At 59.2% G+C, this 12,418-nt stretch carries 11 protein-coding genes; 8 read left to right on the top strand and 3 right to left on the bottom strand.

All coding sequences use genetic code 11. The features are described from left to right. Nucleotides 1–3: 3 nt before the first annotated feature. From recO to acpS, 3 genes are all read left to right on the top strand, one after another. Complete coding sequence (gene recO / locus NG99_RS14155; RefSeq protein WP_034893988.1) at nt 4–738, top strand: DNA repair protein RecO; 735 nt, start codon at nt 4–6, stop codon at nt 736–738. 76 nt (nt 739–814) lie between these two features. Next, a complete protein-coding gene (gene pdxJ, locus NG99_RS14150) occupies nt 815–1,546 on the top strand; it encodes a pyridoxine 5'-phosphate synthase (RefSeq protein ID WP_034893985.1) in 732 nt (243 codons plus the stop codon). Next, nucleotides 1,546–1,926, top strand: coding sequence for a holo-ACP synthase (gene acpS / locus NG99_RS14145; protein WP_034893982.1), 381 nt, complete (start codon nt 1,546–1,548; stop codon nt 1,924–1,926). The genes pdxJ and acpS overlap by 1 nt, the downstream gene beginning before the upstream one ends. A 31-nt stretch (nt 1,927–1,957) precedes the next feature. Here the strand turns inward: acpS and NG99_RS14140 are convergent, their stop codons facing one another. Both NG99_RS14140 and NG99_RS14135 read right to left on the bottom strand, forming a co-directional pair. Next, a complete protein-coding gene (locus tag NG99_RS14140; RefSeq protein WP_034894097.1) occupies nt 1,958–2,212 on the bottom strand; it encodes a YfhL family 4Fe-4S dicluster ferredoxin in 255 nt (84 codons plus the stop codon). A gap of 57 nt (nt 2,213–2,269) precedes the next feature. Further along, a complete protein-coding gene (locus NG99_RS14135; protein WP_034893979.1) occupies nt 2,270–3,109 on the bottom strand; it encodes a MurR/RpiR family transcriptional regulator in 840 nt (279 codons plus the stop codon). Nucleotides 3,110–3,306: 197 nt separating this feature from the next. Between NG99_RS14135 and murQ the strand changes: the two genes are divergently transcribed. From murQ to tadA, 4 genes are read left to right on the top strand one after another with little or no spacing between them, the layout of a single operon-like run. Continuing rightward, nucleotides 3,307–4,206 carry an N-acetylmuramic acid 6-phosphate etherase gene (gene murQ, locus NG99_RS14130; protein ID WP_034893975.1) on the top strand — a complete coding sequence of 300 codons (900 nt, stop codon included), beginning with the start codon at nt 3,307–3,309 and terminating at the stop codon, nt 4,204–4,206. A gap of 3 nt (nt 4,207–4,209) precedes the next feature. Then, complete coding sequence (locus tag NG99_RS14125) at nt 4,210–5,568, top strand: PTS transporter subunit EIIC (RefSeq protein WP_034893972.1); 1,359 nt, start codon at nt 4,210–4,212, stop codon at nt 5,566–5,568. Nucleotides 5,569–5,571: 3 nt separating this feature from the next. Then, nucleotides 5,572–6,210, top strand: coding sequence for a phosphatidylglycerophosphatase C (yfhb, locus tag NG99_RS14120; protein ID WP_034893970.1), 639 nt, complete (start codon nt 5,572–5,574; stop codon nt 6,208–6,210). 40 nt (nt 6,211–6,250) lie between these two features. Further along, nucleotides 6,251–6,766 carry a tRNA adenosine(34) deaminase TadA gene (tadA, locus tag NG99_RS14115; RefSeq protein ID WP_072017600.1) on the top strand — a complete coding sequence of 172 codons (516 nt, stop codon included), beginning with the start codon at nt 6,251–6,253 and terminating at the stop codon, nt 6,764–6,766. Between the two features lie 23 nt (nt 6,767–6,789). On the opposite strand, the gene mltF is transcribed toward tadA, so the two are convergent. Continuing rightward, nucleotides 6,790–8,247, bottom strand: a complete 1,458-nt coding sequence (gene mltF, locus NG99_RS14110) for a membrane-bound lytic murein transglycosylase MltF (protein ID WP_034893967.1) — start codon at nt 8,245–8,247, stop codon at nt 6,790–6,792. A gap of 269 nt (nt 8,248–8,516) precedes the next feature. On the opposite strand from mltF, the gene purL reads away from it, so the two are divergent. After that, complete coding sequence (gene purL, locus NG99_RS14105) at nt 8,517–12,407, top strand: phosphoribosylformylglycinamidine synthase (RefSeq protein ID WP_034893964.1); 3,891 nt, start codon at nt 8,517–8,519, stop codon at nt 12,405–12,407. The last annotated feature ends 11 nt before the right edge of the window (nt 12,408–12,418 follow it).

Below are 12,418 nucleotides of genomic sequence, written 5' to 3'. Positions count from 1 at the left end.
CCAATGGAAGGCTGGCAGCGCGCATTCGTCCTGCATGGGCGACCTTACAGCGAAACCAGCCTTCTGCTCGATCTTTTTTCTGAGAATTACGGTCGCATTCGGGTGCTTGCCAAAGGCGCCCGCGGCAAGCGTTCCAGCCTGAAGGGTGCCTTACAGCCTTTCACCCCGCTGCTGGTTCGTTGGGGCGGGCGTGGCGAGGTCAAAACCCTTCGCGGCGCTGAGCCCATCTCGCTGGCTCTCCCTCTCTCCGGCCTGACGCTTTACTGCGGGCTGTACGTCAACGAACTGCTGTCGCGCGTGCTGGAGCAGGAAACGGCCTTTACCGATCTCTTCTTTGACTATCTGTACTGCATTCAGGCGCTGGCCGCCGTCACCGGTTCACCAGAACCCGCCTTAAGGCGTTTTGAGCTGGCGATGCTCGGACATCTGGGATATGGCGTTGATTTCCTGCACTGCGCGGGCAGTGGCGAAGAGGTTGCCGACGATATGACCTATGTCTACAGAGAAGAGAAAGGCTTTATTGCCAGCCTGGTGATCGGCAACAGCACCTTCACCGGACGCCAGCTGCGCGCGCTGGAATCGCGGACCTTTCCCGACATCGACACGCTGCGGGCGGCTAAGCGCTTTACGCGCATCGCGCTGAAGCCCTATCTGGGCGGCAAGCCGTTAAAAAGCCAGGAGCTGTTTCGTCAGTTTGTGCCGAAAAAACGTCCAGACGTGCTGCCGGACGAGGAGTAAAGCGAGCCGACCGTTCCTGTCAGGGCGGCGAACGTTGTACACTGTTTTCACTCTTTGCAAAATTTCGAGGACCGTCATGGCTGAGCTGTTGTTAGGCGTCAATATCGACCACGTTGCCACCGTACGTAACGCGCGCGGCACTACTTACCCGGACCCTGTCCAGGCGGCTTTTGTCTCTGAACAGGCTGGTGCCGATGGCATTACCGTTCATCTGCGTGAGGACCGTCGTCATATCACCGATCGCGATGTTCGTATTCTGCGCCAGACGATCCAGACCCGGATGAACCTGGAAATGGCGGTCACCGACGAAATGGTCGACATTGCCTGCGAACTCAAGCCGCATTTCTGCTGTCTGGTGCCGGAAAAGCGTGAAGAGGTGACCACCGAAGGCGGGCTGGACGTGGCTGGTCAACTGGAAAAGGTCACCTATGCGGTCACGCGTCTGGCTGAAGCGGGTATCCAGGTTTCACTGTTTATTGATGCGGATCACCGCCAGATTGACGCGGCGATGGCCTCCGGCGCGCCCTACATTGAAATCCATACCGGCGCCTATGCCGACGCGGAAGAAGGGCGCGAGCGTCATGCCGAATTCATCCGCATCAGGGATGCCGCAGCCTATGCCGCAGGCAAAGGGCTGAAGGTCAACGCCGGTCACGGCCTGACTTACCATAACGTTCAGCCGATTGCTGCGCTGCCGCAAATGCACGAGCTGAACATTGGTCACGCTATTATTGGCCGCGCGGTGATGAGCGGGCTGGCTGAGGCGGTCAAAGAGATGAAAGCGCTGATGCGGGAAGCGCGTCGTTAATGGCTATTCTCGGCCTGGGCACCGATATTGTGGAGATAGCCCGTATCGAAGGGGTGATTTCGCGTTCCGGCGACCGGCTGGCGAAGCGTGTGCTGAGTCAAAACGAGTGGGCGCAATATCAGGCCCATCAGCAGCCGGTGCGCTTTCTTGCCAAGCGATTTGCGGTCAAGGAAGCGGCAGCGAAAGCGTTTGGCACCGGTATTCGTGGCGGCCTGGCGTTTAATCAGTTTGAAGTTTACAACGACGAGTTGGGTAAGCCGGGGCTGCGCTTCTTTTTGCAGGCGCAGGAGGTGGCGACAAAGCTTGGGGTGGCGCACGTTCACGTCACGCTGGCCGATGAGCGCCATTACGCCTGCGCGACGGTGATTATAGAAAACTGAAATTCCAGCCGGACGGCCTGCGCCGTCCGCTTTACCCGCCGTGATGTAACACCACAAACTTCTCCCACAGCAAATCTTTGCTCTCAATATGGGCCGGATCGGTAATGATGGTATTCACAATCGGGCAAACCTGCTGGCAGGTTGGCGTCTCATAGTGGCCGATGCACTCGGTGCAGCGGTCGGCATCAATCTGATAGATGCTGTCACCCATTGAGATGGCCTGGTTCGGGCACTCTGGCTCACACATATCGCAATTGATGCATTTCTTTGTGATAAGCAGGGCCATAGGTTTCTCGGTCAATAACGGGATAAAGTGCGCGGGCATTATACGCCGGTTATCCTGTCAGACCAGCTTTTTCACCAGCGCCTCGCTGTGGCGAATGTGGCTGGAGGCGCGTTCGGGATCGCGTTGAACCAGCGCCATAAACAACAGGTCGGTCAGAGTCAGCTGGGCGGTGGTTGAGGATATTGCCGCGCTGCGGGTGGTTTGCTCCTCCGCTACGGTATAGAGACAGTGCGTGGCGCACTGCTGTAGCGTGTTAGGCGTAAAGCAGGTGAAGGCGAGCACGTTGGCTCCCGCGCGCTGTGCCTCCTGCGCCGCCAGGTTGATTTCGCGCCGCTCGCCGGTGTAGGAAATAGCCAGCAGCAGATCGCCGGGATTCAGTGCCTGCACGCTCGCCAGCAGGGCGTGCATATCCTGCTCCGCCACCGCATTGATGCCGATCTTCATCAGCTTCCAGGAGAAGTCTTTGGCTACCAGTCCGGAAGCGCCAATGCCAACCAGCACGATACGGTTAGCCGAGCGGATCAGCCGCAGAGTTTCCAGCAGCATCTCCTCGCTGTTGATATCCAGCGTGGCGCGGATCGCCGACTGTTTCTCCGTCAGCAGCTTTTCGCCCACTATTTTTAGCGGGTCATCGCTGAGGATCAGGTTATGTACGGTAATGGCATCTTTGTCCGCCAGCGACTCGCTGAGCGCCAGCTTCAGGGCTGGGAAGCCTTTATAGCCGAGCTTCTGCGCGAATTTCACCACGCTGGACTGGCTGACGCCGGACTCTTCCGCCAGCTTCTGCGAGCTGAGATGACGTGCCCGATCCGGCTGCGACAGCAAAAAGTCGGCCAGCCGGCGTTCGTTCATTGCCAGCCCAGGGTACAGCTGACGAATGCGCAGCAGTGAACTCATCGGTTTTCCTCTCGGTAGTCATGCCAACAGCTTGAATTATCAGGACAGATAATAGCCTTTCGCGGCCCTGGCGGTAAGATTATCGCCGCTTTTATCACGTTTCATAATTAAAATCAGGTGAATCCGGCCTCGTTGTGAATATAATATTCGCAAATATCATATTTTCTAAGAATTAAAAATTCGTAAGTGAGGATAGCATGAACCTTGGCGCACTGGTTTCCGAAACGCGTAACCCAGAGACGATGGAGCTGGACAGCCTGTCCACGCTGGAGATGGTGACAAAATTCAACCAGCAGGATGCGACGGTGGCAGAGTCCGTACGCCTGACGTTGCCCGAGGTGGCTAAGGCTGTGGACGCGGCGGCGGCATCCCTCTCCGCTGGCGGCAGGCTGATCTACCTGGGAGCCGGCACCAGCGGGCGTCTTGGCGTGCTGGATGCGTCTGAGTGCCCGCCGACCTTCGGCGTACCGCACGGGCTGGTGGTAGGGCTGATTGCCGGTGGACCGGGGGCGCTGCTGAAGGCGGTTGAAGGCGCAGAAGATGATGAGCAGCTGGGCATCAGCGATCTCAAGGCGCTGAACCTCAAGCCAGAAGATATGGTGGTGGGGATCGCCGCATCGGGACGCACGCCTTACGTGATCGGCGCGCTGCGCTTTGCCCGCGAACTGGGCTGCCGCACGGCGGCGCTCTCCTGCAATCCCGGCTCGCCGATTGCCCGCGAGGCTGAAATTGCGATTTCGCCGGTAGTGGGGCCGGAGGCGCTTACCGGCTCAACCCGCCTCAAGTCCGGCACGGCGCAAAAGCTGGTGCTGAATATGATCTCAACTGGCGCGATGGTGAAAACAGGAAAGGTCTATCAGAACCTGATGGTGGATATGCAGGCGACCAATATTAAGCTGGTGGATCGCGCCTGCCGGATGGTTTGCCAGGCGACAGGTTGCTCCGCTGACGAGGCTAACGCCGCACTGGCACAAACGCATTATGAGGTAAAAACGGCCATTCTGATGGTGCTGAGCGGCGTAGCGGCGGATGAAGCCAAAAGCCTGCTGACCAGGCACAATGGTTTTCTGCGCGCTGCGCTAAAAGACAGAGGATAAGCTATGGAAAAGGCGAGAAGGCTGGCCGGAGAGCTACTACAGGGGATCGGCGGAGCGGACAATATCACCCGGCTGGAAAATTGTATGACGCGGGTGCGGGTGGAGGTTAACGATGACGAACGACTGGCGCTGGCCCGTCTTCGCCAGCTTGACGGCGTAAAGGGATATGTTAAGCAGGGAAACCAGCACCAGTTCATTGTCGGGCCAGGCGCGGCGGCGAAAGTGGTTGAGGAGATGCGCAGCCTGCTGGCCGCCTCGCCTGCTGATGAACAGGTCATCAGCCAGACTAAAGCCCAGGTCAAAAAGAAGTATAAAGCGCCAATGAGCGATGCGCTGCGCCAGCTGGCTAACGTCTTTATTCCGCTGATCCCTGCCTTTATCGCTTCCGGGCTTATTACCGGTATTATCAACATCCTCAAACGCCCGGATATTGTCGGCGGGATCGCCACCGGGTATCCCAACGCGCTGGGCCTGGCGGCTATTTTTGGCAGCACCATCTTTACGATCATGAACATCCTGGTCGGTGTAAATACCGCGCGAGTGTTTGGCGGTTCCGTGGCGCTGGGCGGCGTCATGGCGGGTATTCTTTCCAGCCCGGCGCTGGCGCAAATCACCCTGTTTGGTGAAAGCCTACAGCCGGGAAGAGGCGGGGTGATTGCCGTTCTGCTGGTGGTGGTGCTGATGTGCTGGATTGAAAAAAGGCTGCGTGAGTGGCTGCCTGAGTCACTTGAACTGATCCTCAATCCGCTTCTGACTACACTTATAACGGCAACGCTGGCGATAGTCGTCCTGCAACCGCTCGGCGGCATCATTTCGGAAGCCATTGCGCATGGCGCGACGCTGGCGATCGATCGCGGCGGCGTTCTGGTTGGCGCGGTGCTGGCGGGAACGTTTTTGCCGCTGGTACTGACCGGTTTACACCAGGGGATGGTGCCGATCCATGTGGAGCTGGTGCAGGCGCATGGCTATAACGCGCTGCTGCCGATCCTGGCGATGGCGGGCGTGGGGCAGGTAGGCGCTTCGCTGGCGGTGCTGCTGAAAACCCGCAGCCCCAGGCTGAAGAAACTGGTGAAAGGCGCGCTGCCGGTGGGCATTTTAGGGGTAGGGGAGCCACTGATCTTCGGCGTGACGCTGCCGCTGGGCAGGCCGTTTATCGCAGCCTGTCTGGGGGGCGCCGTCGGCGGCGCGGTGGTGTGCTATGCCAAAGTGGCGACGGTGATTACCTTTGGTATTTCGGGCCTGCCGCTGGCGCTCACCATCATCTCTGGTAAGGTAATGCTCTATCTGGCAGGGTGGCTGGCCGCGGTAGTCTGCGGCTTTCTCTTTGCCTGGCTTATGGGATTCAATGACCCTGAGGAGTAATTTTTGATCACTGGTCAGCAACGACGCGTGGTGTTTTTCGATCTGGATGGCACGCTGCATCAGCAGGATATGTTCGGTACTTTTATGCGTTATCTGCTGTGGCGTCAGCCGCTTAACCTGCTGCTGGTGGCGCCGTTACTGCCGGTGATTGGCGCCGGTTTGTTGATTAAGGGAAGGGCGGCTCGCTGGCCGATGAGCCTGCTGCTATGGGCGATTACCTTTGGTCACAGCGAGGCCAGCCTCACCGCGCGGGAACAGACCTTCGCGCAGTGGTTCCGGCAGCGGGTGACGGCGTTCCCGGTGGTACAGCAGCGGCTTACCGACTACCTTAACAGCCCGGATGCCGACGTCTGGCTGATCACCGGTTCGCCTCAGCCGCTGGTGCAGCAGGTCTATTTCGACTCGGCCTTTCTGCCTAAGGTGAAGCTGATCGCCAGCCAGATGAGCCGGGAATACGGCGGCCGGGTGCTGTCTATGCGCTGTCTTGGGCATGAGAAAGTCGCTCGCCTTGAAGAACAGATTGGCACGCCGCTACAGCTTTACAGCGGCTACAGCGACAGCAAGCAGGATAACCCTCTGCTGTTTTTCTGCCAGCATCGCTGGCGCGTCACGCCGCAGGGCGAACTGCAACAGCTTGAGTAAAACGGCTATACTGTGCCGCGTTTTTTAGCTGGAGACTCAGGTGAGCGAAAGAGCAAGTGATGAATTCTGGATGCGCCATGCTTTGACCCTGGCGCGTCGTGCCTGGGAAGAGGGGGAAGTGCCGGTCGGCGCCGTGCTGGTGCAGGGCGATCGCGTTATCGGCGAAGGCTGGAACCGCCCGATTGGTCACCACGATCCTACCGCCCATGCGGAGATTATGGCGCTGCGCCAGGGCGGAAAAGTGCTGGAAAACTACCGCCTGCTGGACACCACCCTTTACGTCACGCTCGAACCCTGCGTGATGTGTGCGGGAGCGATGATCCACGGCCGAATAAATCGGCTGGTCTTCGGCGCGTGCGATGAGAAGACCGGGGCCGCCGGTTCGCTGATGGACGTGCTGGGACACCCCGGAATGAATCATCAGGTGAAAATTGAGCAGGGGGTGCTGGCGGAAGAGTGCGCGGGCCTGCTGAGCGATTTTTTCCGCCATCGCCGGGCCGTAAAGAAGGCGCTGCGTCAGCAGGTTGCGAAAGACGAACAGGATGGAAAGGAGTGAACGTTTTTTTTCGTCCCTGAGTGTTAGTTCAGGGCTATCTGCGGGGCTACGGCCGGATAGCCTTCCCCCATCTCGGCTTCCCAGGCCGCCTGCTGCGCCAGCTTACGTTCCTGGGCCAGCAGGTAGCCGACCAAGCTTATCTGATAAAGACGGATGTTTTCCACGTAATTGTAGGCTTCCTGGCCCCGCGCATAGCCATAGGTGGTCTGGCTGTAATAGCGTTTCTGGCTCAGCAACGGCAGGCGTTGCTTGACGTCAGCCCAGCTGTCCGGGTTTCCCTTCTGTTTCTCCGTCAGCTTGCGCGCGTCAAGCATATGGGCATAGCCCATATTGTAAGCGGCCAGCGCAAACCAGATCCGCTCATCCTCCGGGATTGTCTGCGGGACTTTCGCCATCATGCTGATCAGGTATTCACTGCCGCCGCGGATGCTCTGCTCCGGGTCGGTTCTGTCGCTGACGTTCAGGCTCTCCGCCGTGTTGCGGGTTAACATCATCATGCCGCGCACGCCGGTTGGGGAAGTGGCCTGCGGATTCCAGTGCGACTCCTGATACGAAATTGCCGCCAGCAGCCGCCAGTCCATCTCAGTGGCATATTTTTCGAACAGCGGGCGGATTACCGGCAGCGTGGCGTCGATCGCCCGCAGGAAGGTGCGCGTGTCGACATAATCAAAGGTGCCAACGTGGCCGAGGTATTTTTCGTCCAGCCGCGCCATTGCGCCCTCTTCGCCCATCTGGTTGAAGTAGTCGAGCATCGCCGCATTCATGCTGTCATCGCGGTCGCGCTGCATATACCAGGTTACCGGCTCTTCGTCGGTGATATCAAAAGCCACGGCCAGCTGCGGATGAATACGCTGTAACAGGGCAACCGAAACCGAATCACTGACGGTGTAGTCCAGCCTGCCGTCGGCAACGGCTTCCAGCAGCGCGTTCGGGCTTTGATCGGTAGAGATAGCCCAGTCGAGGTCGGGGTACTGATTCTGTTTGATGCCGCGCAGAGTGGAAAGGTAGGCCGAATCAGAGGCCACGGTCAGGCGGCCATGAAGGTCACCAAGATTCTTCGGGCGAGGTTTACCCATGCGGTAAACCAGCTGTTGGGAAACCGAATAATAAGCCGGGCCGGTGCGAAAGCGCGACTCGCGATCTTTGTTGTAGATTAAACCGGCAGCCAGCACGTCGGCCTTGTCATCTTCCAGATCGTCAAACAGGTCGCTGAGGTTCTGACGCACGGTGATTTGCAGCTTCACGCCCAGATAACCGGCGAACCGCTTCGCCAGCTCGTAATCCATCCCGGCCGGTGCTTTGTTGATCGTATAGTAAGCCAGCGGGGAATTAAGCGTGCTGACGCGCAGAACTCCCCGTGATTTTATCTGCTCGATCTGGTTCTGCTGGCCCCCGTACCAGGGGACCGCTGGCCATAGCGCCAGCGCCAGCAGCACGGTCACCAGACCAATGAACAGATAATTAATTTTCAGGCGTTTCAAATAGTTGTCTCTCGATGTCTCTCAGGTTCTGTCTGTAACGGCAGTATTTGATGTCTATAATGGATCCTGAGCGTGGGGCATTTTGCGCAACTCGGTGGCCCCGCGCAACTGAATTCCTCTTAATTTGTGTGAATTTCACCCAACTTCCGCCGGCGATTAATTCTGCGCAAACGGTTTCGTAACGGGTGGGGATTCTCTATAATACCGCCCGTTTTCCCTGTTGCGCCCAAAGAAGCGTCGCCCGGCGCTTCGAAGACGAGAGATCTTTGATGATGGAAATTCTGCGTGGTTCGCCCGCTCTGTCGGCATTTCGTATTACTAAACTGCTGGCCCGCTTTCAGGACGCTCACCTGCCGGTGAGTGATATTTACGCTGAGTACGTCCATTTTGCCGATGTCAGCGCGCCGCTTAACGCAGATGAAAAAGCCCGCTTGCAGCGTCTGCTGAAATACGGTCCCTCTCTCGCCGAACACCAGCCCGAAGGCCGCCTGATGCTGGTTACGCCGCGTCCCGGCACCATCTCGCCCTGGTCTTCCAAAGCTACCGATATCGCGCACAACTGCGATCTGCCTCAGGTCCTGCGCCTTGAGCGCGGTCTGGCCTTCTACGTGAAAGCGCCGCAGCTGACCGAAGCACAATGGTCGCTGCTGGCTGCCCTGCTGCATGACCGCATGATGGAAGTGGTGCTTAGCGAACTGGGCCAGGCGGAGCAGCTGTTTGCTCATCACCAGCCGACGCCGCTGCAGAGCGTGGACGTGCTGGGTGAAGGCCGCGCCGCATTAGATAACGCCAACCGTAAGCTGGGTCTGGCGCTGGCCGAAGATGAAATCGACTATTTGCAGACGGCTTTTGAGAAGCTCGGGCGCAATCCGACCGATATTGAGCTGTATATGTTCGCTCAGGCGAACTCTGAACACTGCCGTCACAAAATCTTCAACGCCGACTGGATCATCGACGGCGAGCAGCAGCCTAAATCGCTGTTCAAAATGATCAAAAACACCATGGAGAAAACGCCGGACCATGTGCTGTCTGCTTATAAAGACAATGCTGCGGTCATGGAGGGTTCTCACGTTGGGCGTTTCTATGCTGACGCGGAAAGAGGGCAGTACGATTTCCATCAGGAACAGGCCCATATCCTGATGAAGGTGGAAACCCACAACCACCCAACCGCTATTTCGCCATGGCCTGGCGCGGCTACCGGCTCAGGCGGCGAAATCCGCGATGAGGGCGCAACCGGACGGGGAGCAAAACCGAAGGCTGGTCTGGTTGGCTTCTCAGTTTCTAACCTGCGCATTCCGGGTTTCGAACAGCCGTGGGAAGAAGATTTCGGCAAACCGGAGCGTATTGTAACCGCGCTGGATATCATGACCGAAGGCCCGCTCGGCGGCGCGGCGTTTAACAATGAGTTTGGACGCCCGGCCCTGAACGGCTATTTCCGTACCTATGAAGAGCAGGTCAACAGCCACAACGGCGTTGAGCTTCGTGGCTACCATAAGCCAATCATGCTGGCTGGCGGCATTGGCAACATTCGCGCTGACCATGTGCAGAAAGGGGAAATCAGCGTCGGCGCCAGGCTGATCGTGCTGGGTGGCCCGGCGATGAATATCGGCCTGGGCGGCGGCGCGGCGTCTTCTATGGCCTCCGGCCAGTCTGATGCGGATTTGGATTTTGCCTCCGTACAGCGCGACAACCCGGAAATGGAGCGCCGCTGCCAGGAAGTGATCGACCGCTGCTGGCAACTGGGTGAGGACAACCCGATCCTGTTTATCCACGACGTTGGCGCAGGCGGCCTGTCTAACGCCATGCCTGAGCTGGTCAGCGACGGCGAGCGCGGCGGCCGCTTCAATCTGCGCGATATCCTGAGCGATGAGCCAGGCATGAGCCCGCTGGAAGTCTGGTGTAACGAGTCGCAGGAACGCTACGTGCTGGCGGTTGCGCCGGAGAAGCTGGCGCTGTTTGATGCGCTGTGCAAGCGTGAACGCGCGCCTTACGCGGTCATTGGCGAGGCGACGGAAGAGATGCACCTGTCGCTTGCCGACAGCCACTTCGATAATAAACCTATCGACATGCCGCTGGACGTGCTGCTGGGCAAAACGCCGAAAATGACCCGCGAGGCCAGCACGCTGAAGGCGCAGGGCGAGCCGCTGAACCGCGCAACGATTACCGTTGCCGATGCCGTGAAGCGCGTACTGCATCTGCCTGCGGTGGCCGAAAAGACCTTCCTCGTCACCATTGGCGACCGTTCGGTGACCGGGATGGTTGCGCGCGACCAGATGGTTGGGCCCTGGCAGATCCCCGTCGCCAACTGTGCTGTAACTACCGCCAGCCTCGACAGCTACTATGGTGAAGCGATGGCGCTCGGCGAACGTGCGCCGGTTGCGCTGCTGGACTTCGCCGCCTCAGGCCGCCTGGCCGTGGGCGAAGCCCTTACCAATATTGCCGCTACGCAGATCGGCTCGCTCAAACGCATCAAGCTCTCAGCAAACTGGATGGCCGCCGCCGGTCACCCAGGCGAAGATGCCGGTCTGTATGAGGCGGTGAAAGCGGTCGGCGAAGAGCTTTGCCCGGCGCTGGGGATCACTATCCCGGTCGGTAAAGACTCTATGTCGATGAAAACACGCTGGCAGCACGGCAGCGAACAGCGCGAGATGACTTCGCCTATGTCGCTGGTGATCACCGCCTTTGCGCGCGTGGAAGACGTTCGCCGCACCGTAACGCCGCAGCTTCTGCCGCAGCAGGATAACGCGCTGCTGCTGATTGACCTCGGCAAAGGCGTTAACGCGCTGGGAGCGACCGCGCTGTCTCAGGTTTACCGTCAGCTGGGCGATAAGCCTGCCGACGTGCGCGATGCGCAACAGCTGGCCGGCTTCTTTAACGCTATGCAGGCGCTGGTGGCCGAAGGCAAGCTGCTGGCCTATCACGACCGTTCCGACGGCGGTCTGCTGGTAACCCTGGCAGAGATGGCCTTTACCGGGCACTGCGGCGTGGAGGCGGACATTGCTTCGCTGGGCAGCGATGCGCTGGCCGCGCTGTTCAACGAAGAGCTGGGCGCGGTTATCCAGGTTGCCGCTGCTGACCGTGCTCAGGTCGAGCAGACGTTTGCTGAGCACGGGCTGGGCGAGTGCGTTCACTTCCTCGGTAAAGCGCTGCCTGGCGACCGCTTCGTTATTACCTCTGGCGACTCTGCGGTTTACAGCGAAAGCCGTACCACGCTGCGCACCTGGTGGGCCGAAACCACCTGGCAGATGCAGCGCCTGCGCGACAACCCGGAATGTGCCGATCAGGAACATGAAGCCAGGAAGAACGATCTCGATCCGGGCCTGAACGTCTCGCTGACCTTCCGGCCGGAAGAGGACGTTGCCGCGCCTTATATCGCGACCGGCGCGCGTCCGAAAGTTGCCGTGCTGCGCGAGCAGGGCGTTAACTCGCACGTTGAAATGGCCGCCGCTTTCCACCGGGCTGGTTTTGATGCGGTTGACGTACACATGAGCGACCTGCTGGCCGGACGCCGTGGTCTGGAGGATTTCCACACCCTGGTGGCCTGCGGCGGCTTCTCTTATGGCGACGTACTGGGCGCTGGTGAGGGCTGGGCGAAATCCATCCTGTTTAACACCCGCGTGCGCGACGAATTCGAAACCTTCTTCCACCGTCCGCAAACGCTGGCGCTGGGCGTGTGCAACGGATGCCAGATGATGTCGACCCTGCGCGAGCTGATCCCTGGCAGCGAGGCCTGGCCGCGCTTTGTGCGTAATCAGTCCGAACGTTTTGAGGCGCGCTTCAGCCTGGTCGAAGTCGCGGCCAGTCCGTCGCTGCTGCTGGATGGGATGGTGGGATCGCGGATGCCTGTGGCGGTATCGCACGGTGAAGGCTTTGTGGAAGTGCGTGACGCTACGCATCTGGCAACGCTGGAGCATAAAGGCCTGGTGGCGCTGCGTTTCGTTGACCACTTCGGTAAGGTCACCCAGCAATACCCGGCTAACCCGAACGGTTCGCCAAACGGTATTACGGCGGTCACCAACGAAAGCGGTCGCGTCACCATTATGATGCCGCACCCGGAGCGCGTGTTCCGCACGGTCAGCAACTCCTGGCACCCGGCAGAGTGGGGTGAGGACAGCCCGTGGATGCGCGTCTTCCGCAATGCGCGTAAGCAGCTGGGTTAATCAGTCGTGCG

This window comes from Erwinia typographi (assembly GCF_000773975.1).
Lineage (GTDB): Bacteria > Pseudomonadota > Gammaproteobacteria > Enterobacterales > Enterobacteriaceae > Erwinia > Erwinia typographi.
This window is presented reverse-complemented; position numbering and strand designations above follow the sequence as displayed.